Annotated in this window: 28 protein-coding genes; 1 reads left to right on the forward strand and 27 read right to left on the reverse strand. The window is 34.2% G+C overall.

Annotated elements, in window-relative coordinates:
* Positions 1-45 precede the first annotated feature (45 nt).
* The 23 genes from ASD24_RS19495 to ASD24_RS19600 form a co-directional block, all read right to left on the reverse strand.
* On the reverse strand, positions 46-675 hold the full coding sequence (locus tag ASD24_RS19495) for a DUF3885 domain-containing protein (protein ID WP_056699200.1): 630 nt from the start codon (positions 673-675) through the stop codon (positions 46-48).
* 81 nt (positions 676-756) lie between these two features.
* Positions 757-1,245, reverse strand: coding sequence for an AAA family ATPase (locus ASD24_RS19500; RefSeq protein WP_056699204.1), 489 nt, complete (start codon positions 1,243-1,245; stop codon positions 757-759).
* Between the two features lie 68 nt (positions 1,246-1,313).
* A complete protein-coding gene (locus tag ASD24_RS19505) occupies positions 1,314-1,637 on the reverse strand; it encodes a DUF2834 domain-containing protein (RefSeq protein WP_056699207.1) in 324 nt (107 codons plus the stop codon).
* Between the two features lie 239 nt (positions 1,638-1,876).
* Positions 1,877-2,872 carry a phosphotransferase enzyme family protein gene (locus tag ASD24_RS19510; RefSeq protein ID WP_056699209.1) on the reverse strand — a complete coding sequence of 332 codons (996 nt, stop codon included), beginning with the start codon at positions 2,870-2,872 and terminating at the stop codon, positions 1,877-1,879.
* A 145-nt stretch (positions 2,873-3,017) separates the two neighbouring features.
* The gene (locus ASD24_RS19515) at positions 3,018-3,827 is read right to left on the reverse strand and encodes an aminoglycoside adenylyltransferase domain-containing protein (RefSeq protein WP_156395494.1); all 810 of its coding nucleotides are present in this window, start codon (positions 3,825-3,827) and stop codon (positions 3,018-3,020) included.
* 182 nt (positions 3,828-4,009) lie between these two features.
* Positions 4,010-4,276: a CD3324 family protein gene (locus ASD24_RS19520; RefSeq protein ID WP_056699215.1), complete on the reverse strand. Its 267-nt coding sequence runs from the start codon at positions 4,274-4,276 to the stop codon at positions 4,010-4,012.
* 308 nt (positions 4,277-4,584) lie between these two features.
* Positions 4,585-5,331, reverse strand: a complete 747-nt coding sequence (locus ASD24_RS19525; protein WP_056699219.1) for a metallophosphoesterase family protein — start codon at positions 5,329-5,331, stop codon at positions 4,585-4,587.
* Between the two features lie 144 nt (positions 5,332-5,475).
* The gene (locus tag ASD24_RS19530) at positions 5,476-5,880 is read right to left on the reverse strand and encodes a DUF4259 domain-containing protein (RefSeq protein ID WP_056699222.1); all 405 of its coding nucleotides are present in this window, start codon (positions 5,878-5,880) and stop codon (positions 5,476-5,478) included.
* Positions 5,881-6,104: 224 nt separating this feature from the next.
* On the reverse strand, positions 6,105-6,869 hold the full coding sequence (locus tag ASD24_RS19535; RefSeq protein ID WP_056699225.1) for a nucleotidyltransferase domain-containing protein: 765 nt from the start codon (positions 6,867-6,869) through the stop codon (positions 6,105-6,107).
* Between the two features lie 20 nt (positions 6,870-6,889).
* Positions 6,890-7,507: a Type 1 glutamine amidotransferase-like domain-containing protein gene (locus ASD24_RS19540; protein WP_056699228.1), complete on the reverse strand. Its 618-nt coding sequence runs from the start codon at positions 7,505-7,507 to the stop codon at positions 6,890-6,892.
* 267 nt (positions 7,508-7,774) lie between these two features.
* A complete protein-coding gene (locus ASD24_RS19545; protein ID WP_056699230.1) occupies positions 7,775-8,023 on the reverse strand; it encodes a hypothetical protein in 249 nt (82 codons plus the stop codon).
* A gap of 490 nt (positions 8,024-8,513) precedes the next feature.
* Positions 8,514-8,861: a DUF6979 family protein gene (locus ASD24_RS31525; protein ID WP_442952601.1), complete on the reverse strand. Its 348-nt coding sequence runs from the start codon at positions 8,859-8,861 to the stop codon at positions 8,514-8,516.
* Positions 8,862-9,126: 265 nt separating this feature from the next.
* Positions 9,127-10,293 (reverse strand): hypothetical protein, encoded by a 1,167-nt coding sequence (locus ASD24_RS19550; RefSeq protein ID WP_056699233.1) that lies wholly within the window; start codon positions 10,291-10,293, stop codon positions 9,127-9,129.
* Complete coding sequence (locus tag ASD24_RS19555) at positions 10,286-11,359, reverse strand: hypothetical protein (RefSeq protein WP_056699237.1); 1,074 nt, start codon at positions 11,357-11,359, stop codon at positions 10,286-10,288. Before ASD24_RS19555 ends, ASD24_RS19550 begins: the two co-directional genes overlap by 8 nt.
* Before the next feature lie 218 nt (positions 11,360-11,577).
* The gene (locus tag ASD24_RS19560) at positions 11,578-12,072 is read right to left on the reverse strand and encodes a hypothetical protein (protein ID WP_056699240.1); all 495 of its coding nucleotides are present in this window, start codon (positions 12,070-12,072) and stop codon (positions 11,578-11,580) included.
* A gap of 305 nt (positions 12,073-12,377) precedes the next feature.
* Positions 12,378-12,956, reverse strand: a complete 579-nt coding sequence (locus ASD24_RS19565) for a hypothetical protein (protein WP_056699242.1) — start codon at positions 12,954-12,956, stop codon at positions 12,378-12,380.
* Between the two features lie 253 nt (positions 12,957-13,209).
* Positions 13,210-14,082: a phosphotransferase family protein gene (locus tag ASD24_RS19570; RefSeq protein WP_056699245.1), complete on the reverse strand. Its 873-nt coding sequence runs from the start codon at positions 14,080-14,082 to the stop codon at positions 13,210-13,212.
* A 209-nt stretch (positions 14,083-14,291) separates the two neighbouring features.
* Positions 14,292-15,635: a GTP pyrophosphokinase gene (locus ASD24_RS19575; RefSeq protein ID WP_056699247.1), complete on the reverse strand. Its 1,344-nt coding sequence runs from the start codon at positions 15,633-15,635 to the stop codon at positions 14,292-14,294.
* Positions 15,636-15,823: 188 nt separating this feature from the next.
* A complete protein-coding gene (locus ASD24_RS19580) occupies positions 15,824-16,309 on the reverse strand; it encodes a hypothetical protein (RefSeq protein WP_056699249.1) in 486 nt (161 codons plus the stop codon).
* Positions 16,310-16,455: 146 nt separating this feature from the next.
* Positions 16,456-16,770: a hypothetical protein gene (locus ASD24_RS19585; protein WP_056699252.1), complete on the reverse strand. Its 315-nt coding sequence runs from the start codon at positions 16,768-16,770 to the stop codon at positions 16,456-16,458.
* A 344-nt stretch (positions 16,771-17,114) separates the two neighbouring features.
* Positions 17,115-17,879, reverse strand: coding sequence for a hypothetical protein (locus ASD24_RS19590; protein ID WP_056699255.1), 765 nt, complete (start codon positions 17,877-17,879; stop codon positions 17,115-17,117).
* 179 nt (positions 17,880-18,058) lie between these two features.
* Complete coding sequence (locus tag ASD24_RS30775) at positions 18,059-18,640, reverse strand: hypothetical protein (protein ID WP_200956170.1); 582 nt, start codon at positions 18,638-18,640, stop codon at positions 18,059-18,061.
* Positions 18,641-18,807: 167 nt separating this feature from the next.
* The gene (locus tag ASD24_RS19600; RefSeq protein WP_056699258.1) at positions 18,808-19,032 is read right to left on the reverse strand and encodes a helix-turn-helix domain-containing protein; all 225 of its coding nucleotides are present in this window, start codon (positions 19,030-19,032) and stop codon (positions 18,808-18,810) included.
* Positions 19,033-19,185: 153 nt separating this feature from the next.
* Here ASD24_RS19600 and ASD24_RS19605 point away from each other — a divergent pair, with 153 nt between their 5' ends.
* On the forward strand, positions 19,186-19,473 hold the full coding sequence (locus ASD24_RS19605; RefSeq protein WP_056699262.1) for a DUF6809 family protein: 288 nt from the start codon (positions 19,186-19,188) through the stop codon (positions 19,471-19,473).
* Between the two features lie 171 nt (positions 19,474-19,644).
* Here ASD24_RS19605 and ASD24_RS19610 read toward each other — a convergent pair whose 3' ends face one another.
* The 4 genes from ASD24_RS19610 to ASD24_RS31085 form a co-directional block, all read right to left on the reverse strand.
* Positions 19,645-20,166 carry a hypothetical protein gene (locus ASD24_RS19610; protein WP_056699265.1) on the reverse strand — a complete coding sequence of 174 codons (522 nt, stop codon included), beginning with the start codon at positions 20,164-20,166 and terminating at the stop codon, positions 19,645-19,647.
* A gap of 138 nt (positions 20,167-20,304) precedes the next feature.
* Complete coding sequence (locus tag ASD24_RS19615) at positions 20,305-20,901, reverse strand: hypothetical protein (RefSeq protein WP_056699268.1); 597 nt, start codon at positions 20,899-20,901, stop codon at positions 20,305-20,307.
* 173 nt (positions 20,902-21,074) lie between these two features.
* Positions 21,075-21,947 (reverse strand): hypothetical protein, encoded by an 873-nt coding sequence (locus tag ASD24_RS19620; RefSeq protein WP_056699272.1) that lies wholly within the window; start codon positions 21,945-21,947, stop codon positions 21,075-21,077.
* Positions 21,948-22,123: 176 nt separating this feature from the next.
* Positions 22,124-22,453 (reverse strand): DUF3024 domain-containing protein, encoded by a 330-nt coding sequence (locus ASD24_RS31085; protein WP_235540689.1) that lies wholly within the window; start codon positions 22,451-22,453, stop codon positions 22,124-22,126.
* Positions 22,454-22,503 lie beyond the last annotated feature (50 nt).

Genomic DNA, 22,503 nt, shown 5'->3' on the forward strand with positions numbered 1-22,503 from the left:
CCTCAAAATCCCCGTGCTTTTGTCTACGTTCGGGACAATTGATTTCTATGAAATACTCTTAAATATCTTATCTATCTCTTTTCGATCGTAATCAAGAATCCAATCGTTAAATTCCTTGTACAAGTAAAGCAAGGCTTCCTTAGTCGGTGAGACGATGTCTAAACCACGATCATCATAAATGTGAAACACCAATTGGGATTGAGGATCTATGAAGTAAATTCTTGAATTAAGGTAACTATTCTTCTGAGTAAATCCTCCAATAAGTCCTAACAAATCAATATAGTCTATCTCGGACAGTTCGCATTCAAGAGAGTAAAATTTATAATGTCCAGTCAACTCTAGTGTTTCATCGTCATAATCTTCCTTGTTAAGAAAATTATTCATTGTGTGGTCTGCAAAATATTGAAGAAGGTCAATTTCCTCTTCAATATAAGCATCTAAATCTCCAATAGGTTCATATGATACCCCCACAATATAAAACGGATGCTTCTCTTTAAATATTGCTAGAAATAAGGCAAGGATTCTCTCCTGAACTACACTATAGTATGTGTCATTATCAATATCGCTGTTCGGTGGTCCCAGTTCAAACCGGATACTAAAATCATTATTGTAATAGAATGGTGGTTCAAAGATTATGTTAGAGAGATGTTCATTTATAAATTGTTGAATAGACATCTAGTTAATCCCCACCTTCTTGTAGATTGATTATTATGTTAGATATATTTCACACTTTTTCTTGGCAGCTATATTTCAAAATTAACTTATTACTTTTATAATCTTTTCAACCGTCTCTTCAATTCCAAGATCGCTTGTATCAATCTTATTTGACTGCATCCTTTGATATAACTGTAATCTATTAATACTATTATTTATTTGTTCTAAGCTTCTCATGTCGGAATGCATTCGATCTCTCAATGATTCCTCAGAACAGGTTAAAGTTATCTTGTATAGCTTGTACTCCGAAGTATGTAACCTTTCAAGTAAATCATTTAAAATGTCTTCCCTATGGAGAACCCAACTGAATATAACGTAATCAAATGAAGGATTTTTCAGATAATTATTAAGTAAATAGGTAATATTATTCTCAACCATTTCAATGGTCTCTTCGTTTATCGTCCAGGGATTCATCATCCAACACCAATCTCCGTCTAACCATACAGATCGATCTAAAGATTTGTAAAGATTTTTACAAGTACTTGTCTTGCCTACGCCCACACTTCCGTTTACTACAATTAGTTTTTTCATTCTATACACCTCCATTACTTGGTTAGAGGGATTTCAACTAAATTCGTTACCTGAATATCTATTTAAGTTTACTTTTCTTTCAGTTTATCCAATCGAATTTCACGCAATAATAAAAATAATGGCAGTCCAAATGAAACACCAACTGTTAATGTTCCAATGATCGGAATCCACTTATGCTTTATGCCAATTCGCTTTCCTTCATATAAAATGAATCCAATCAAAACAATTGCTGCAATTATTACATCCAACCAAGCAAATGCACTAATTCGATTCTGTGTTGCTTCATTCAATAGTAATGTCATATTAAATCCGTGCTCACTAATCCAAGGAATAAACTCCATGTAGGGCAATATTATTCCTAACAGTGTTAATACCCCATAAAAATACTTCATGTCTCTCACCTCAAAATTATTAGTTTAAAAAGATCACAATGATTTCGACAATCTCTTCAGGTTGAACTTTCGTGATCTCTACATAACGTGCCTGTATTCACGAAGCGAGCCGACCTTAGATAACTCTTATCTTAGGTCGGCTCTCGTATTGTCCGAGTTATCTCCTATAATTATACATCTGGGCGACCATAGGAGTAAGCCCGAAGTGTGAATATTATATTAGGCTATGCCGCATTGCACTATCTACTAAAATCCATCTCAATATAAGGAATATCATGCTCGATATTATTCAAATAAAATTTTAATGCTTCTTTGTCCCAATCACTCCAGTTGTTATAATTATCGAAATCATAACTTCTATAAATCGCTGACACTACTCCAAACTGTCTAAGATTAATAAACTCAGGTATTAGTTTTAACCATGCATTATCCATTGTATTTTCTTTTAGATACCCATCCATGAAGTTATAATAATACCTCTTAGTTATCTCTAATCTTCGTTGTCCATCTACTACCCAAGGGATCGGAATTTCATAGAATAATGGAATAGCAATATCACTAACAAACCAACTGTATTCTGCTTCATCAAAATCAATAAGTACTACATCATCGTCTACGTTCAGATAATTCCCATGATTTAAATCTCCATGAATAATTCCATACGAATCCGTATTCTTTGGCAGATTGCTGAGCTCTTTTTTTAGAATGTTATATTTGTCAATTACGTAAGATAGTTCTGCAGGTAAATACTCTTCCATATGGACAAGTAACTCTTTGTTATACCACTGTCTCCTATTTAATTCATTTGTTAGATTTAACTGCTTGGAAAGGTTATGTGTTCTGCCTGTATAACTGCCAACTCTTTGATAGAACAGATTGCTTTCTTCAGCGATTCTAGCATTTCTGCCACTAGAAAACTCAAAAGAAGTTGCATAAAATTCTCCATCACTTATTCCCTCTACAAATTTCCCGTGAATAGAAGGTAACGCTTTGGAAACAGATACATTGTTATTCAATAAATAATTCATAAATTCAATTTCGGATAAAATTTCTTCTTCAGTTCGATGTGATTGGTGTGTTACCCGGAGGACGACACTTCTATCATCTGATTTCCCAAAATAAACAAAGTTCTGGAATCCTTCTAAATCTTTAAGACTTGATGGATTAATATTGAACTTTTGAGCCGCCTCATTAAGGACTTTCAGGGTAAACAGCTCTTTAACGTACTTTTCCATAACGTTTGTTCCTTTCTCTCATGATTTCAGATAAGGTTCCTGTATTCATGAGCCGCAAAGGGTTATCTGCTTAAATGCTTCTCTGAAATCCTTCTACAGACTAAGATGAGCGCCGCCGTATGAATGCCCCGTTATAAGATGTCGCTTAATGATGAGATGTATTTTGCTTTATTTCGTTTGTCATATATTCAACAAATGCTAATAAACTTTGTAAATCAAAATTGCTATTGTCGTTCTCTCTGTCGGATGATTCGTCCGTGTATATAGCTAGATAATACTTAACCAAGGGCTGAAAGTGTTGAGGTAGATTTGTTATTCCCCACTCTCCACCCTCTCGCTTTGAAGATATCTTACCTTCTGTTACGTAATAGAGAACTCGACAAAAATTTAAGGTTAGGTACATAGAAGTAAGATTCGTAGGAGGATTGTCAATGATCTCATCAGCACATCCTTCCACATCGTTTAATATGGAGTCGAGGTAATATTGACTATTAATCGGTTCATAAAGTTCACTTAATGGTGTTCCATACAGTGTTCTTCCTCTCTCATAGGCAACAACAAGTTGAGCGGCTAAATCCTTATCTTCCAATCCCCCGCAAAGATAATTCTCATCTGTACGATATTTTTCCCTATGATAATCGGAGTAATGGAATTCAAAAGGTGTAGGATAGACAAACGGTTTTAAATATATTTCTAAGATAATGGTAAATTCTATTCCACGCTCATTAAACATCACAGACATTTCATCATGCAAAGATAAAGCTATTTTTGCAATTCTGGAGTTATTTACTGGTGTAAGCTTTTCTTTTACAACAACTAAAAAATCAATATCACTTTTTGTGGGATTAAAGCATCCCATAGCTAGTGACCCATGCAAATAAACACCTATCAAGTTCCCTTTAAGCTCTTCTCTAAAAAGAGTAACGATTTTATCTAATAAAGCTTGGGTATTCATATCAAGACACCTTTCTTTTATCATCTGGAATTCTATGTATTATTTAACTACCAGATCAATATGGAATGATTGTTTTTTCCATTTTAGCGAAGAAAGCCTTGAAAAAATATATATAAAATAATTCAAATCATTTATTACACTAAAAAATCACATCATAAGATCGCTGATGTGATTTCTATAACTTATATTTTTGTATAAATAATCTTTTTAATACTATCGTTAGAAAGGCCGAACTGATCAGTGAGCTCATCTATCGATGAACCATCCATATATTGTTGACGTATTGTTTCGTTTCTTTGGCTCAAATACTTGCGACTTCCCGAGTTTTCCCCCCACTTTTTTCGTTGTCCCTCAGGTGTTGGGATGTATACCATGCTACCGTGTGTATATTTTTGTATTTCCTTTAATAGTTCCTTCGGAAAAATCATATCGGCGTTTACATATTTCATAATAGCTCTGCTCCTTAAATTTAATTTAAATTAAGGTCGCAAAGTCTACTCTATAAACAACGAATATGAAGGCGGTGAAATAAATGCTAGCTCCATACAAACAACCGCCGTTGTTTATAGATCAAGACTTTGCACGGAGCAGATCGGACGTTTACTCATAATCTATTACCTCACTTTCGAAATAATCTGTGTATATACTTCGACAATATTTAACTGTGTCCTTCACCCACTATAACTGTTTACTCTGAGCTGCCAGTCTGGCGAAGGCAAGAGCGAGGGCGAATGTCCGTAACGTGAATGTTATGTTATCAGATGTTGTTACCATCTTTGAAATCTCTCTCTAGTTGGTTCCCATGAAAAGCTTTTAATATAAACTCTCTGTCTGGAACGTTTAACTGCTCAAAAGATTCCAAAAATGCTTTATTATCATATGTGGTTCCTATAAGTTGAACACTTACTGTTCCTTTTTGGAGTTCTACTATCGCGTATCTTGCAATTGCATGTTCATTACAACCTAATGCTCCAGGATTCAAATAAACCCTTTGAGTTGTCTTGAAGTAATGGATTGGATGATGATGACCAAAACAAACGAGACTATAAGGTGAGCCTTCATATCTTTCGTCTAATTTTAATCCCGAAGGGGTTTCATCTATTATTTCTCTTTCTCCTTTCTTCATATGGTAATGCGTTATTAAAATTTTTTGCCCTTCTATTTCAACTTCTAATGTCTGAGGGAGATTTTCTATAAACTTGATATTTCCTTTTTTTAGCTGTTTACCGATCCACTTATGATGTTCAGCGATCATTTCATGACCCGGTAAGGTATCATCACCTTGCAGTAGTTTCAAAACTGCCTCTTCATGATTACCTGAAACCGCCGTTACATCCTTTCGATACATTATCTCTTCAAGCACTTCGTTAGAGTTAGGGCCAATGCCAATCATATCACCAAGACAATATGTATGTTCGATGTCCGCACGAGAATCAATATCAGAGAATACGGCACTTAATGCAGGATAATTACCATGAATATCAGTTAGGATTGCAATCTTCATTTAGGCTTCTCCTTTTTATAACGTTCCTGTATTTCACAACCTAACGTGTCATGGATGTTCGGCGAACGCCGAATCTAAGAGGAAGCTCGTAGCGTGAGTATCTTGTTATGTAAAGCTCTCCTTCTCGGAAAGCAATAAATTTCTTTACAATCGACTTTCTAGGTCATTTAGTGTATTCAACCAGCTCGAATATTCTCCTGATTCTTCCCATAACTCTTGTAGTTCTGAGTCTTTCTTAATTTTTTTAATTGCTCGTTTAGCTTTGGAAATGAGATTTTTCCCTTTACCTTTATGTGCATCGATCCATTCATATAGATCTTCAGTATTACTTTGACTATTTAATATCTCTTGGCCAGGTTTGCCTTGTAAAGCTGCAAGGATTTCGATTGCGCCTAGAGCATTGGAAGCTAAATCTGACTCAATATATTCTTCTTCTAAAACCTCTTCAATCGTTTCTTCAATTAATTCAATGTCATCAGAATCAAGTAAATCTGCCTTCCAATCTAATACATCATCGTTTTCAAAAATTCCAGTTCCCCATGCTCCCATCATTAACCCCCTAAAGTATTATTAAGTTTACTCGAAACATGGATATGATGTTACACGATTTCGCCGGCTTTGTAACCAAGCCCTCAATAAATAAGATCTTCTCGCACTTCTATACCCATCTCGTAACAGATCCACCAGCATGCCGGTGCCTCGTCAACACTCGATTACTCCTGATCTTGAAGAGGTATATCCAAGTACCCTTTGCAAAACCAATATGTTTTACTCTAGGGTTTTCTGGAAGCAGCCATTGCCTTTAAGGCATTCTCAAAATAGCTATATACTTCATCTGCAATTTCCAGGAACTCTTCAACAAGTCCACTATTACAATCCAAGTAACAAGCATACAGATAATCAATTAGAGCGGAGTCAATGTCACAATAGTCTAATATAGCATTCTTCATCTTAAGCATGTCATCTTGCCATACACCTGTATCTACTATAACCAAAGAGTATAATGCACGAATTAATCTCTTAGAGTAACCTTTAATATATCTGATTTTTAATGCGTTATCACTAGTATTAGAAAGTGAACGATGTATACGATCTACTTCTTCCTTAGTCTCTCTATTTAAGTCTAAAATGAATTCTGGAGAAATAATGATCGGGGGTACTTTTTCACCAATGTCATCCCCATGTATACAAACACAAATGATCTTAACCCAGAAACCCCACTCATTCGGTTTATTTAATACATCGTCTATTGAGCAAATTATCGTATCAATCTTAGTGACGAATGGATATTCTTCCAAAAGCCTGTCTTTAATATTCGACAATCTTTCGTAATCGATATCTTTGGGATTTTCACATACAATCGTAAAGTCTGCATCTGACTTAAAAGGTGTAGCAGTTCCTTTGGGAATCGAGCCACACATATAGATGCTATGAAACTTACCTTTAAATTCGGTACGTACTTGATCTATATACTTATCAACCAAGTCCTTATATTCACTTTGTATTGCTATTTTATCTATTACTTTTTCTAATATCATGTAGACTCCTCCTAAAATGCTTAGTTCATTAAGATTGAGATATATTCTTCATCTTTAAGCCTTGTCACCTTACAGTTCTCATTGGATTCAAATGCTACTATTCTCTCTTCAATTGTTTTATTATTACTATCTTTAAATTTGTCCTCTCGATCATAGTGAGGAAAAATAAGCTTGTCGGTTACACCTAATGCCTTAAAATCTGTTAAATCCATTGTGTTCATCTGTGGAGTAAAGAAATCGACAATGTTAATATTCGGCCCCAGTAATAACGTTCCAGCACTTACTCCAACTATAATTACATTCTGTGTGGCCAAAGTTTTAATAATTTCATCAGCACCACTTTTCTTAGCGTAATACAATAATGTAAATGGATTTCCACCATTGATATATATAACATCGCTATGTATGAGAAGTTGCGGATCATCAAATTCTATATCTACAAAATCAATATGCTGAAAGCCCATGTCTTTGAAGTCCTGCACCGCCCTTTGTGCATATCTATTATTTTCTTTCATAGGGGATGCTGTTGTAATAATAGAGACCTTTAATTGAGAAATATCTCTGTCAATAAAACTCAGAAATTGATTCTTAATATCTTCAGTATTAAAACCACACGAAGTTAGTAACAAGCTACTCATTGAAATCCCCGCCCTTAAACAAAAGTTTATCTAATATCTATAATTTAATTAAGCATTCCCATGATTTCTGCTAACGTTCCTGTATTCATGAAACGCCCCAGCCTTAGATAGCTCTTATCTTGGGCTGGAGCGTTTGTTGTCTGATCATCTTCCAGTATTATACACCTCACAACCAAGGGACGAAAGTCCACAACATGAACAATGTGTTAGGTGATGTATAAGCTAAGCCATCTGTTCTCGAATGGACTATAGCCTCTTTGAGAATGCTTACAAAAGTTCTTCACCCGCTAGTATTTGTTTCGAAAGTAAATCTACCGCTAGCCATGTGGAAATATCTTCTTCTATCTTTCGATTCCAAGCTGTTAAAAAATGTACTTGGCATGTCTCTTGAGATTCAATTCGTGTCATAGGTACTTCAATGCCTTTATCTGAACTTATAATAAATCCATATTTCTCAAGATCAGAATTCAAATTTAGCGATTTAGGAATCCTATCGCCTCGATCTCGTCTTGCCATTAAAAGCTCTCCATCCTGAGTTCCTACATGTAATCGGTATTTCTCGTTCTCATACTCAATAGCCTCAAGATGTTCCCCGGTATTAGAGCCGTAATCTTTCCAGCTATATCAATCCTGCCAATAAAAAGTTTAATCTTTTTCCTTGCTATTTCAATTGGGTGGATATTTTGTGGCTGGCAAGCCTATTCAATAAGGATAGTGAGTATTTTTATTCCAAGCACCGTAGGGATACGTTCAATTTCTTCTAGTCAATTTGATATATTGGGATATATTTGATTAATTTCATAATCAATTTTCAGTTCTTGCCTTGATACCGTATCATTATTCATCATCCTTCCCTCCTAATACATTGATCCTCAATTGGTACTTAGATCTCCGGGATTTCATATACTTTCCTGTATTCAAAACCCAGCGTATGCTGGGTGTCTGGCGTATGCCCGCAGCGTGAATATTATGTTATGCGACGCAATTACCCGCTTCGAATGAGCCTTCAAATCTGTATGTAATCTCTCTTCCAAAGTGCTTCTAATACATTTAGTTGATAGTTGTGAGATATTCCATTTCCTTCTGTTACCTGATTCCAAAGTTCTTTTTTATCGTTTAACAAATCTGGCTGTTTCTTTACTATACTTACAGCACTTATTGCATATCTTTTATTCTTTGAATCTTTTCTTGAATTATAAATTCCTTTTGATACACCTTTTATATATCCTTCTTCACATAATCCAAGAAACGCATTCTTAGGACTTCCTTTTTTTGCTCCCCAAGTTCCTTCACCGAATACTTCTGCCGTGGCGACTCCCCATGCTTCAATAGGCGAATTAATAATTTTTTTGATGTATTAATTCTACGACTCTAATAGCTGCTTGATTGTACTTACTCATCCAATCCACCCCTTTAATGATTTCTGATTATTTCCGTAACTGTTTTGCAAAACGATTTTTTTCACAAGATCGATCCCCTTAGATAGCTCTTATCTTAGGGGATCGATGTGTCCGGCTGAATAACTTCCGGCTACTGAAATGCCTCTTCGAATCACATCTACTTCTGCCGGACCGAGGGTTGAATAACACGATTGGTGAATTTTTGTTAGGCGGAGTACTTTACTTCTTTGAATCAACAACTATGATATTATCGCCTTTAACAATAGTCAGTTTCCAATTTTCGTCAGAAATATAATAAACTCCATCTTTAACTGATATAATTGTTCCTTTCGATAAAATCATCCCTCGATCATTTTGTATTATATGTAACTGTCTATTACTATCTGAAACATCTCTTATATATTGTCCTCCAATTACCGCAATATAAGGAGTTAAAATCCCAAGTGCAACTACTACTAATGTAATAGTTGCAATTACACTTGCTTTGCCTGCTTCTTCTAGCGGTTTAAAGTATTGTTCGTATTTTGTCTTTCCTTCATTCTCTCCGCTCGTAGAGTCATTTTGTTGAATTTTAATTTTTCTAAATGAAATTACGATATTAATTAATAATGAAGAGAGTAATAATACGAAACGAATCGTATTATTAATTTCAAACTGCAGCAAATTCTGAATAACAATCACAATAATTATGCAACCAGTGAAGATATATGGAAAAAATATCAAAAATCTGAAGATATATTTTTTGAACCACTGCTCTTTTAAGAATGTAAAAATTATTCCAACAAGAAACGTAGATAATGGCAGGATTAGCTGAACCAATATATCTTGAAAATCAAAAAAAACAAATAAAACAGCTGGAATTATAGCACCATAAAGAGATCCCGATATACTTGTACCAATTCTTGTAGGAGCCTTAACCATCCAAAAAACCATTATTGTAATGAAAATCGGAACTGCCCATACTATTATAAATGAAAGAGCTCTATTCGGTATTTCTTGCCCATTTGTGAAAAAAGTTGATAAACAAACATGAAAAACTAATATAAAGACTGATGTAGCGAGACTAAGATGTACTTTTTTCTTCTTATAGACAAAAACTGCAGAAATCAAAAAAATCACGCTTATCATTAACAATGAAGAAATTATTAATACCGTGTAATAATTAAATGGCACAGGATTTGTTATTACATTTAAAGTCGATACAAAGCTTGATTCATTTCCTGAGATATAATAACCATACAAAAATGAATACCCAACTGTATAAAAGAAAAACCCGAAAAGAGATAAAATTAACGATGTTACGCTAAGGATCCTAAAAACATCAAGAAATATTTGAACATGAGGCCTTTTGATGAAGTCTAAATTTTTTTGAATTGAATTATTCATATCTTCCTCCTTTAAAAAGTGTATTTTGCCTAAAGCAATGATTTTTCAATACATTGATTTCGTCATCAATCAAGCAACGGAAATAACTTTTTGGATTCTCTCCAAAATCTGCTTTCGCTCTATTTGATCCAGAATTATTATGGATGACTTCAAATATTTTTTGAAAATCTTTTTTTGAATATACTGCTTGAATTAATGCCGCTACTCCACCTTTGTTATAAGTATTAATGAAAATTCTCTTTAGCTGAGTATCGTGAGTAGCAAACATAAATACTTGATCAAGTGAATCTTCAGCATAATGAAAACAACTCCAATTAGATAAATAATTCAAATCCCAGGCTTGGTTTTTACATCCATTTAATACCTTATGAATATCACTACTACCTGAATTTTTCGGAGCCTTAATTCCTTCTTGATTTGTAAATAGCATTGCTACGTAAGTTAAAGTGTTCTCCGAAATACGTAAGTTTTTATAGCTCCACTCAAGAAATTCAATCATCTTCTCAACTGGCGAAAGTTCTTGTCGCCGATGCAGATATACTGTATGAATCATCGTCGCAAAGTGCATGAGTAAATGATCGTCTTCCTCATCATAATTACTTTTTGTCATAAACGGATCTGTAGGTAAAGGACAAATTGGGATTTCATTCAATCTCCCTTGTGCTAAACGTAGCCAAATCATAACAGGATAAAATTCTAAAATATTATTAAACTCTTTAAGCTCTTTTTTAGGTTGAATATTATCCTTGATATTTGTTCCGTATTCTAATAGGGCTAGCCCTGCGTTTGCAGAAACATTATTCATACTAATCCATGTCATAATAAGCCCAATAAGTTGCATTTCCTTTTTCTCTTTCAAAGAGCCATAACGAGCTAAGTTTAGTAATCCACTCAAAAGATTTCTATCTAGTAATAGCACTACTTGATTATTTCTTTTTGTTTCTGAAAACTGTTTATAATTTATTAATCCATCTTGAGAAATTCTAGGATGAAATATTATTTGTAGCCTACTTACTGTTTCCCAAATAAGATCATACTCTTCGCCGTCCATTATTAACGAATTCATACCTACCCTATCCTTTTATTTGAATTTATCTAACTTTTCTTATAACGTTTGGCATTCCTGACATTCAAGCGGCTTAAGTGACCGTAGGGAACGGGTCGTCAGACTTAGCTGGTTGAATGTATCGCCTGAATTAACTTCTTTGAAATCCCTCTTGGCGATCAAGGGCGAATGCCCGCAGTAGGAATGCTGTGTTATACAAAGGACTGTTTTTCTTAGCGTTACTCAAAAACCCCTTTAATGTATGCTCCAATAAAACCAGCCACAATTGCAGTAATAAAGATTTTTGAAGTATTCCACCAGAAACTTATTAGTTTATATTTTCTCTCCTGGTTTATGATTTCGCAATTAATCTCAATTATTCCATAGGAATCTTTAATTTTTTCTTCCAACGGTGAAATCCCGACCACGTAATGCGTCTTATTATCAATAAAGTTTTTAATGTCTTTTGAGCTTTCGTCAATATATTTTTTCAAAGTTTGCTCTAGATTTATAATTTCCTTTTTTCTAATTAACTTCAACTTCCCAAATTGTGTAATTAAATCTATAATCTCAGTGTTAAGTGTTTCAAACCCATTCGCTAGAGATGCACTTCCTACATTAAGTCCGTTTTTCTTTTCAACTGACTCATATTCTTCAAAAGTACGTCGTAAAGTTTTCGAGATCTTAATCTTATTACTCTTTAATTTATTTTCAATCCATCTTTCTAGCTTCATGGTAATCTCCTCTGTATTATCAAATTTGCAGTCTTTCGTATAACGTTCCTATATTCATGAATCCCGAAGGGTTGTCTGCTGAAATGCATCTCCGAAATCCCTCCACAGACCAAGGCTCCATCAGAGCCGCAGCGTGAAAATTATGTTATAGGATGTCAACGACTTCTTTGTAACTGCTACATACTCTAAGATTTCATTTCATTTATTATGCTTTGAAGACCTGAAAGATTTCCTCTACCTAGTGTTGAATAATTTATATGTCTTTGTGACGTATCTATAATTGATTGATTCACCCACAGATTCATTCAAGTGGTAATATAACTATAAAAATCATCTTCTCTCACATCAATTTTATTAGTTCTTGATGGCACATGCTTTTCCAACACTTTCAATATTTCTTGAAATGTAGTTTCTACATCACTACTTGAATTTACTATTCGATATTCATTCGGGAGTTTGTTCCTTCCCCTAATGAGGGAGTTCATTTTTATAGAAGTTTCCCAATCAGTGTAACTATTCCCGTTATCTCTATTTAGAATTCTATATTTAATCACTTCATCTTGATCACTACAAAGTGTCAAAATAGTATAGTTATACCCTTCAAATTCTTTAGGAATATCCAACATTCTAATATCATTAAGATCTGTAATAATAATTTGCTTAAACCCATGACGATTATAGTTTTTTACGACCAACATCAAATTCTCAAATGCTAATTGTTCTTCTTCTTTTTGAGTGATCTGAACTGAAGGTGCTAGAGCGCGAAATTCTGGAATCCAACCAAATTCAAAATATGGAGTCCTAAAGTGTTCATGTAATCTCTGGGACAATGTTGTCTTTCCATTCCCAGGCGAACCGTGGAGAATAATAAAATCGATGTTCAAAGTCTTCACCTGCTTACTAAAGAATTTTCGTCTTTATGCTCTAACGCTGATTTCCTATAACGTTCCCGTATTCATGAACCCCAACGGGGTTGTCTGCTGAAATTACTCCTATAAATCCCTCCGCAGACCAAGGCTCCACAAGGAGCGGCAGCGTGAATATTATGTTATAGGATTTCAGCTTCTTCTTTGAAACACTAAAGATAAATTGTTATTGCTCATTCATTCACAACCACAAACAAACAATTAAGTGGTTCTATCTAAATTCTTTAATTCCGTCTTCAAAAGCTTCTGCATCATTATGATCTATCCCATGTAGAGCTTCCTGTAAAGCAAAGGTACTTCTATAAAAATGGACTCTTTCTGAAATTTGTCTTCCATTCGGGTATAACTTCGTGCAGATTTCAAAAAATTCTTCTCCGTAGCTAGAAAGAATTCCTGCTAAGTCATAGGCTGGATCCCCAAGTCCTGAGCCTCCGAAGTCAATAATGCCTGCAATTCTTTTATCTTTTGGATTCCATATAATATTGCTTGCTCCAAAGTCTCCATGAATCAAAGTTTTCTTCAAACTCTGATTATCAATATTATTTAAAAATGCATTAAAGTTCTCTACTACTTTTTCTCGCGCATCTAACCGCATAAATGGAAATAGTTTTTCTTTTATTCTAGTGAACAAAACTTCTATAGTTCCATGTACACTTTCATACTGTTTTTGCAATCCTACCGCTTTCGGTATGTCTATGGAATGGAGTTCAATAAGAAACATAACAAGTTGTGAGGCAATTTCATCTATAAATTTTTGGCTTTTGATAGTTATTAATTCGTCCTTCCATAAAGGAGCGCCTTCAATCAGTGAATAACCCATAAAGGTCTTACCCACCTCCAACTCATCGAATGATTGATAGGCCGGATAGGGAATCTGCAGAGTTACAGTCTTTCTAATTGTTTCTAACAATTCTGTTTCTCGCTTAAATTTTTCTAATCCTTGCTTATACTTAGGAAACCTAAAGACGAGAGATCGATTAATAATAAATACGTCATTATTCTGACCGATCTCATTTTGTTTTACATCTTGAATATGTAAATCTGGATAAACTTTTTGAATGCGTCGAACGTAAGTAGAGATCATGTATACAAGCTCTCCTTTGACAATAACTGTTTTACTTTCATGAATTTCGGCTGATTTCCTATAACGTTCCTGTATTCACGACTCGACGTATGTCGAGTGTCTGGCGAATGCCAGACCAAGGGCGTATGCCTACAGCGTGCATATTATGTTAAGCGAAGTAAACTTTTTATCGAACTACTAATAAATAATTACATAATTTATATGATTTTTCATATGTTGATTCTTTGCATTTCATTAATTGCATTGTTCATTATTTCTTTATATTCATTTGGAACGTTCTCTACACTATGTTTTAAGACTGCTTCTAAAGTAGCAGAAGCATTAATCAACACCTCATCAGGATACGCCCTAATTCCATGTACAGCTTCATTTCTAAGTCTTCTAATACTATTTATCTCAAATAATGATGCTTGATCAAAAATCTCTAAAGACTCTATCTGTCTAAAATTAAACACCTGATTTCTTGCTTCTAATGCTATGATCGCATTATTTCTTTGGATATTAGAAATCTTTCTTAGTGTAGATTCAAAAACAATCCACTTAGACAAAAATACCCCTAGCGCCAATTTATTATTTGTCAAAGACAATACTTTTTCATTTTTGATGCTATAAGGATTCCTAGTTCCAATTTCATTTTTTGCTCTGCTATAAAATTCATAGTTCTTTTCATTTCCTAACAAAATCCTATCTACAAGCTGATCTACTATTGGGCGATTTTCAGTATCAGGATCTAAATCTACAGTAAATTGAGACAACTTTTGAGGAGAGTTTAATTCAACATATTGCAAAAATCTATACAACACATCTGCTCTTCCCATGACAGGTTCATAGTCGCCTTTTTTAATATGCTTTTTCATTAAATCATAAAGATAAGCTGATAATTCATAATGATTATTAAATTCTCTATCTGTTTTTGAGACACGATTTTTTGCTGCGTTTTGCAAACGTTCCAAAGCAATTTCTCCAGTTAAAACAAGGCCATTTAACTCATCTAATATTTGGTATTCCTCTATTGAAAGCTCCCCACTTAAAGGTTTATAAACTAGATCATGTTCAACTTCAGACCATGCATGCATTAATACCGATGCTACTTGTATTTCTATAACGGCATCAGTGTATCTCTTATTTGTATCTGTTAATATTTCTGGTCTTAGAGAAACACGATAATGATACGCCCAATAACCAGAAAATCTTTTTTCATATGACGGAGTAGCTGTACTCGGAAATTCCTTCTTACTATGTACAAAGAAATTTTTTGCAATAAAATTATTAATTTCTTCTCTATCGCCAGGAAAATATATTGCAATTCTTACTCCAGCAAGATCTACAATATCCTTGTAAATTGAGTCTACGCTTTTATACTTTTTCTCTATCATTCTTTTTTCAAGCTTTCTTTTAAGTCTATCTGGTCTTTTTGCTCTATGCGTCACTATGGCTCTGATTCCACTTCCTTCAAGTATATTTTCACATTGAGTAGCACACATTTGAGCTAGTTTTAAGTAAAAGTCGTACTCTTTTGAATAGCTTTTCAAAAACTTCTCAATTACATTCATGAGAATGCCCCCTAAATTAAAATTCTTTAAAATGATCTATTTATTTGTGTACATTGTTTATTTCGCTTAACGTTCCTGTATTCACGACTCAGAGTATGCTGAGTGTCCGGCGAATGCCGGATCAAGGGCGAGTGCACGCAGCGTGAATATTATGTTATACGAAGGAACCTTGAATTACTCACAAATGTTTAAGACAACACTCTATTAATTCTTTTCAAACTCTCTTTCAGTAGGTTTAAAAATTCACTATCGTAGTCAAAAGAGCCTTTTAATGTCGTTTCTATTAATTCGCCTCTTGAATATCTTCTCTTTGTAATGCAATAGGCAATGTCATAATGCCCCATTTTTTGATCGATAAAACTCATTTCAAATTCCTCGTCACTCATTGCTTTTAATTGAATCGTTTTGACTTCGCTATTTTCAGCTTTTAAAAGTCCTTCCATACAGTCATGGATTTTTTCATGCTCAATCCTGATCTCGGCTTGTCCAGCAAACTGATCGTCCTTAATATAGACCAAGTAGTTAATGGATTTATATCGCTCTAATTCAACGTCTTTAAATAAAAAAAGGATATGTGATTTTTTATCTTCGGACTGAAGAAAAAAATCGTATGGGTCAAGTGGTTTATTAAATATCACCGCTTCGGTCCTTTCGTATAACGTTGTTGTATTCACGAAACGCACCATCCTTAGATAGCTCTTATCTTAGGCTGGCGCGTTTGTTGACTGAGCCTTCTTCCATGATGATACATCTGTCAACCAAGGGGCAATAGCCCCACTGCGTGAATATGTTGTTAGCTGATGTTCCGCCCTTCTTGGAATTATCCATCGTTCTCCTTTATATTTGATTCATATATTGAAAAAAACTCATTCTTAGTTTGAACATACTTCAATAGTACGTAGTTAATTACATGACCTTCTTCCAACATCACAGCAAAATAATTTTCAGGTAGTTCAAAACACTCAATAACAAACCATGAAGTAGCACCAAGTTGTTTACGACTCTTTATTATTTGATCCTGACCTTTTTCAATTTTTTCTCTGATTGTATAGTCCGACTTTTTTAACGAGTGACTAATTAATGTATCCCAATTATCAATTATGTTTTTATTACTTAAACCTTGAAGAAAACTCATACTGTTCACTCCTAGTTATTTCTATTATCTCTAATGCCTTAATCAACTTTTTAACATAATACATGTTCTTCTTACCAGTATATATCTCTGATAAATCTAATAAATCTCTGAATTTTTTTTGATTAATATACCACTCTACAATGTAATAATTTGACTTTTGATTCTCAAACAAACGAACAAACTGAAAAAATGATTTATTATATCTATAATAATCTAACCAATATCTGAATTGAACTTGAGAAAGACCTAAAGATAATTTTAAAATTCGACCTCGACCCATAATAGAACAATATAAAAAAAATAAATACTCAAATAGACGGATTGGAAGAGGGCGAAACTCAGATTCAACTAGAATGATCGCTGCTGGAAGAGGGTTCTTCTTGATCTGCTCGTTCAAATTCCGAATAAGCTGTTGCTGACTCCTGCTGCCACTTTTTGTATTCTTCATAGTTCGTTCTCCTAACTTCTTTATCAAAAACAAGCGTGATAATTACAGGAATCAATATTCCTACAAGGACTATACCTATCATTACCTCTATTACAAAGAAATCGCCGAATTGTGTGATAATACCCCAGTAATTTTTCGAATTAATCATTGGAGAAATCCAAAAGTGGGCTCTAAGCAAAATATAAAAAAACACAAAAAGAACGCAGCTATAAAAAAACGATAGGAATCCTCTTCTTGAACTTGCTGTTGTATATCTATTAAAGTTTCTTACAGTGCTAGTAAATCTTAAGACAACAGATATAAAGACTACTAGCGTTGCAATAAAAAATTGCTCTTCAGTAAGCATAAAAGACCATACTAGCGCTAACAACAATGGAATCACAATTACAAAAATAACAGAGGAAAAAATACTCTTTACTTTAATTATCTTTTTCTCTCTTTCAGCAACATCGTCAGCGATATAATCATCAATAAAGCTTTCTCCTAAATAAGCAGCCAGAGGAACGTTTAACTTTGCAAGAGGATAAATAGAAAAATAAATTGGAGTATATATATTACTTTTATATCGTCTCCAATAAATAGGAATAAAGTAAAATGATAAAGCTACAATCAATGGTACTGGGGCTATATTCCATTCCCAAATACTTTTTAGTATCTCCATTGAGATATCCTCCTTTGATTTTATATATTTTAGGGGTTTCAGCTAACGTTTCTGTATTCATGAACCCAAAGGGTTGTTTGCTGAAATACCTCTCTGGAATCCAACTTGCAGACCACTGCTCCAAAGGAGCCGCAGCTTGAATATTATGTTAGATGGTGGGAACGTTTTCTTTGAATTAGCTAGAAAAGAATTCCTAATTGGTTGTATTGCTTTAAGGGTTCTTTATCAATCAGTATATCTCGGTTCTTATCTTCGGTAGATATGACATTGATTATATGTAATTCGTAGTACCATTCCCCTGTGTCCTGAAAAATATGTCTTCCATTATAAACAATCCTGCCATATTCATTAGCTTTTAATCCAAAAGCCTTCTCTACTAAAGCATGATGAAACTGATCAACTCTTACTGGTTTGCCACAGTCATATGAGTAATTGAAGGTCAAAAGATATTCTGATTCTGTTCGTTCAATTTCTATATTTCCTATTCTCCAACTTTTTTGAGAAGGATCTAAAATAGGAGTTCTTTGATTGATAATCTCAATTCCCTTTTTGTCTTGTACAATAAGAAGCTCGTGGTAAGGAAGACCATAACTCGTAGAATAGCTAAATAAGGCTTCGGGGAGCTGAAATGCTTTTTGAAAATTATTTCGTGCAGTCGAAAAGGGTGCCCCCCTTACTTCCTTTCCCCATCTCATTGTTATGGTTTGAAGAATGAATCTCTCATCTTTCTTTTCGGGTTTGTATTTAGTGTATAGATTCATGTGTTACGTTCCTTTCATCTAACGTTCCCGTATTCACGACGTTCGACGTAGTCGGATGTGTCTGCTGAAACGCTTCCACAAAATTCATCCAGCAGACCAAGGCTCCAAAGGAGCCGCAGCGTTAATATTATGTTATACGACGGAATCACTTCTCGAATATAACTTCATTATTTTTCTTCTTCAGGTACGTATTCAATCAATTCAGATAATTTACAATTAAATGTATCGCATAGCTTGAATAAGGTTTCCAGCTTTGTTGTTTCTATATTAGTTTCCCTATAGAGCTTATTGATCGAATTCCGACTTAAGCCCGATTTTGCCATCAATTCTGTTATATCATCTATTCGATGTTCTGCCATGAGTTCTCGTATATTGCACTTGATTACGTTCATCTTTTCCCCTCCATAGTTCTATCTTATCTCCCTCATTAGTAATCATCAACGAAAAGCGAATATTTAACTCTACAAAGTCAAATATCCACCTTGTAATTAACTCTATAAGGTTATATAATAACTCTGTAGAGTTAATAAAGGGAGGGATATTATATGATTAATACATTAGAATTGCTAACAGAACCGCTGATCAGAATACGTCTAGAATTACTCTATACTGAACTTGTGAAATGCCATACGGAATACAATCAACTTTCTACTGAGACAGATCAATACTTTAAAACACTTCGCGATGCTTTGCCTGATCAACTTCAACATACAGTTTTTCTTTACGAAGACGCTCAAATTTCTCTTCAATCCATCTTAGAAAGAAGTATCTACATACAAGGTTTCAAAGACGCACTACAACTTTTTGGTGAATTGCAAAACTCTAGCATTTAGAGGATCATATGATCCTCTTTTCTATTCTTTTTGATTCTGTCGTATAACGTTCCTGTATTCGCAATGCGAGGGTATACAGCTACACCAACTTCCTAGGAATCCCTCTGCCGGAACGCAACTTATCCGAAGTGTGAATGTACTATTGTATGTCGGTTCCTTAAGTTAATTGTTTTAGACTTCTCTGTTTAAGAATAACTCCATCATCTCTACTTCTTTAAGAAAATGAGCTTCTATATTCTTCTCGTGCTTTTCATACTCATCTAGATAGTTTAGCACACCTTCAAGCATTCCAATTCTTATTAGAACAGACATATCACTAAACGAATCCTCTTCTTCTAATAAAGTTCTTCTTGACTTCTCCAGTTCCATTTTCCTTTCAACTAGTTCTCGAAATCCTTTTAAGGATTTATCTTTATTATGTGTAAATTTTCTTCGTAGATTTATGTTTTCCAATTGCTCTTTATATTCACTAATGCTTTCAATCCTCTTCTTTACAGCATAATCATATCTTAATTGATCAGGACCAAAACGAAATTGGGTTCTCCAAGCAACAAATGTTTTTTCAGGCACGTCTAATATTTTTGCTCCATCCCATTTATCTAATCTTCTATCCACACACAATTCATACATTATTTCTTTTAGGGACTTACCATACTTAGCTTCTACTAGCTCTTTGTATTCTTTATTTGTCATAACAAGTTCCCTCCTTAATTTCTATCATCGCGCTGTCATATAACGTTCCTCTATTTACGACTCAGCCCATGCTGAGTGTCCTACTAAATGTTGAACCAAGTGAGTATGTCCTCAGCGAGAATATTATGTTATACGGAGTCATTCTCGAGAAACATGCACTAATGTCCAAGCATTTCTCGAAAGAACATTATCGATAGCTATGATGTTTATTAAATTATGTATTTTCATCGGGGCAGAATATAATTCCATGAATTTATTAACTTTGACAGGCAAGAAATTCTTGGTCGAGGCGTGCCATGACCACATATTTCTATCATTGAATTCTTTCATAATTTTCAATTGAGTTTCGAAGATAAATCTATATGAGTTTCCTCTCCATTCTTCTGGAAGATGAGTTAATATTTCATTCAATCCAGCAGCAATCCAAATTAGAGCTTGTTTTTCATTATTTTCTTTGTTTTCCCATAACATTTCAGCAGTCCGTTTAAAACCTACTACCGTATCCCAATCAGCCCCTAGGATACCTCTATCATTTAACTTTTTTGTTCTATATTCAATTTCATTAGATGGCCACCAATCTATTATTCCAGTTCCAATGTTAAGATTAGGATTCGATTGTGATTGTATTTGAACTTGTTTAAAAATCGAATCTTCAATAGATTTATAGCTATAATTTTCAACAAAATGTCTCCAATACGAGTAGACTTCTGTCCATGAAAAATTTTCAGAATTCATTTTTGATCTCCCTTTTTTTAAAATGCTTTCATATAATTCTGTCGTATAACGTTCACTGTATTCACGACTCGACGCATGTCGAGTGTCCGGCGAATGCCGGACCCAGGACGTATGTCCGCAGCGTGAATATGATGTTATCTGATGCCAAGTCATTTTAAAATGATGTAAAAGCTCTACGTTAAATGAGCATTCCGAAAATCACTACAATTCATTCTCATGCTTCTTAAGGCAGCAGTTTCAAAAATTCGATCATCAGAAATAATCATATGATTTTCATCTCTTAAGTACAGTAAATGATTTATGTCAATAGGATCATTTATATCTGGAGTTCTATTAGTCCGACTTCGATTCCATGTATATGAGTATCTACCTAGTATAAAAGCGACTAGTTGCTTTCCGTCATAATTTAATAACAGCTCATCTATCTCAGTGTCAAGAAAGTCGAACTTACAAATCTGTAATGCTTCAATTAGAAGTTCTCTTTCTACTGTTAGATCTGGTTTCTTATCAGGATCAAAAATTAAATCTTCAATATTTATCTTATGATATTGAGGTGATTCTGCTCTTTCGTTTTTTTCTCTCTTAATTTCTTTGTGATTTTTCTCTATAATATCTTGAAGAATTGTTTGCTTGCTTTTTTCCCGCATTTGAATCTTATAACTTGCTTCGTCAATATCAATATCATATTGTGTCTTTAGGGCGTAAGCGTAGTCTTCATAATTTTCACACGAAATTATAAGATTAACCTGACCCCACAGTAGCCTTTTTTCTTCTATTATCAAAGGAACATTCGAAACATCTAGTCCAAAAGAAATCAAAATGCATTCTACAGGCAAATAAGGGTATATTTTTAATCCTGACTCTTTTAATTTGGTAAGTAGTATTTTTCTTTTGTGATACTGTTCAGGTGATATGCCCCACACTATTTCCTGGTAAGCAAGTAATGATGTTGCTGCATCACTTGTTTTTTTTAATTTAGGTATGCTGTTAATCATTGAATATAATACGTTTGTCTCTAAATAATACTTATTAGAGCTATTTTCCATAAATTTCACTCCTTGTTTTTATTAAAATCTTTATGATTTCAGATAACGTTCCTGTATTCATGAACCCCGAAGGAGTTGTCTGCTGAAAGCCTTCTTCGAAATCCCTCCGCAGACCAAGGCTCCATCGGAGCCGCTGCTTGAATATTATGTTATGAGATGTCATTGGCTTCTGCGAACTATCCCCAAAACATTCCGTTGTGTCCTTCATCCACTATCTTTAACTGTGTTTCAAAATCCTCATTCGGTTCGATGTCATCTATGAAATGCCATTTCCCTTTACTGTCCTGCCAATATATTTTCCATTCATTATCACCTAATCTGAACTGAGCTACTGGCATCTGCACCCATTGATCACTTTTAAATCCTTGTCTTTCTTCAATCAATGTCACATGATTTCCTCTGATCTTATAACTGATTCTAATTTGGCTTTTCACATGTTCTGGTACTGCATTTTTGGTGTATTTGTCCATAATCTTCATAATCCGCTTCTTCGTAAAGTCATCCATGGTTTCTATCTCTCCTGCCTTGATCCGTTTTACTCTACTTATATCACAAT

Origin of the sequence: Paenibacillus sp. Root52, from assembly GCF_001426865.1 — a bacterium.
In the GTDB taxonomy this organism is placed as follows: Bacteria; Bacillota; Bacilli; order Paenibacillales; family Paenibacillaceae; genus Paenibacillus.

Coding starts and splice junctions, on each gene's coding strand:
- ASD24_RS19495 (WP_056699200.1), bottom strand. CDS start 675: ATGTCTATTCAACAATTTATAAATGAACATCTCTCTAACATAATCTTT.
- ASD24_RS19500 (WP_056699204.1), bottom strand. CDS start 1,245: ATGAAAAAACTAATTGTAGTAAACGGAAGTGTGGGCGTAGGCAAGACA.
- ASD24_RS19505 (WP_056699207.1), bottom strand. CDS start 1,637: ATGAAGTATTTTTATGGGGTATTAACACTGTTAGGAATAATATTGCCC.
- ASD24_RS19510 (WP_056699209.1), bottom strand. CDS start 2,872: ATGGAAAAGTACGTTAAAGAGCTGTTTACCCTGAAAGTCCTTAATGAG.
- ASD24_RS19515 (WP_156395494.1), bottom strand. CDS start 3,827: ATGAATACCCAAGCTTTATTAGATAAAATCGTTACTCTTTTTAGAGAA.
- ASD24_RS19520 (WP_056699215.1), bottom strand. CDS start 4,276: ATGAAATATGTAAACGCCGATATGATTTTTCCGAAGGAACTATTAAAG.
- ASD24_RS19525 (WP_056699219.1), bottom strand. CDS start 5,331: ATGAAGATTGCAATCCTAACTGATATTCATGGTAATTATCCTGCATTA.
- ASD24_RS19530 (WP_056699222.1), bottom strand. CDS start 5,880: ATGGGAGCATGGGGAACTGGAATTTTTGAAAACGATGATGTATTAGAT.
- ASD24_RS19535 (WP_056699225.1), bottom strand. CDS start 6,869: ATGATATTAGAAAAAGTAATAGATAAAATAGCAATACAAAGTGAATAT.
- ASD24_RS19540 (WP_056699228.1), bottom strand. CDS start 7,507: ATGAGTAGCTTGTTACTAACTTCGTGTGGTTTTAATACTGAAGATATT.
- ASD24_RS19545 (WP_056699230.1), bottom strand. CDS start 8,023: ATGGCAAGACGAGATCGAGGCGATAGGATTCCTAAATCGCTAAATTTG.
- ASD24_RS19550 (WP_056699233.1), bottom strand. CDS start 10,293: ATGAATAATTCAATTCAAAAAAATTTAGACTTCATCAAAAGGCCTCAT.
- ASD24_RS19555 (WP_056699237.1), bottom strand. CDS start 11,359: ATGAATTCGTTAATAATGGACGGCGAAGAGTATGATCTTATTTGGGAA.
- ASD24_RS19560 (WP_056699240.1), bottom strand. CDS start 12,072: ATGAAGCTAGAAAGATGGATTGAAAATAAATTAAAGAGTAATAAGATT.
- ASD24_RS19570 (WP_056699245.1), bottom strand. CDS start 14,082: ATGATCTCTACTTACGTTCGACGCATTCAAAAAGTTTATCCAGATTTA.
- ASD24_RS19575 (WP_056699247.1), bottom strand. CDS start 15,635: ATGAATGTAATTGAGAAGTTTTTGAAAAGCTATTCAAAAGAGTACGAC.
- ASD24_RS19585 (WP_056699252.1), bottom strand. CDS start 16,770: ATGAGTTTTCTTCAAGGTTTAAGTAATAAAAACATAATTGATAATTGG.
- ASD24_RS19590 (WP_056699255.1), bottom strand. CDS start 17,879: ATGGAGATACTAAAAAGTATTTGGGAATGGAATATAGCCCCAGTACCA.
- ASD24_RS30775 (WP_200956170.1), bottom strand. CDS start 18,640: ATGAATCTATACACTAAATACAAACCCGAAAAGAAAGATGAGAGATTC.
- ASD24_RS19600 (WP_056699258.1), bottom strand. CDS start 19,032: ATGAACGTAATCAAGTGCAATATACGAGAACTCATGGCAGAACATCGA.
- ASD24_RS19605 (WP_056699262.1), top strand. CDS start 19,186: ATGATTAATACATTAGAATTGCTAACAGAACCGCTGATCAGAATACGT.
- ASD24_RS19610 (WP_056699265.1), bottom strand. CDS start 20,166: ATGACAAATAAAGAATACAAAGAGCTAGTAGAAGCTAAGTATGGTAAG.
- ASD24_RS19615 (WP_056699268.1), bottom strand. CDS start 20,901: ATGAATTCTGAAAATTTTTCATGGACAGAAGTCTACTCGTATTGGAGA.
- ASD24_RS19620 (WP_056699272.1), bottom strand. CDS start 21,947: ATGGAAAATAGCTCTAATAAGTATTATTTAGAGACAAACGTATTATAT.
- ASD24_RS31085 (WP_235540689.1), bottom strand. CDS start 22,453: ATGGATGACTTTACGAAGAAGCGGATTATGAAGATTATGGACAAATAC.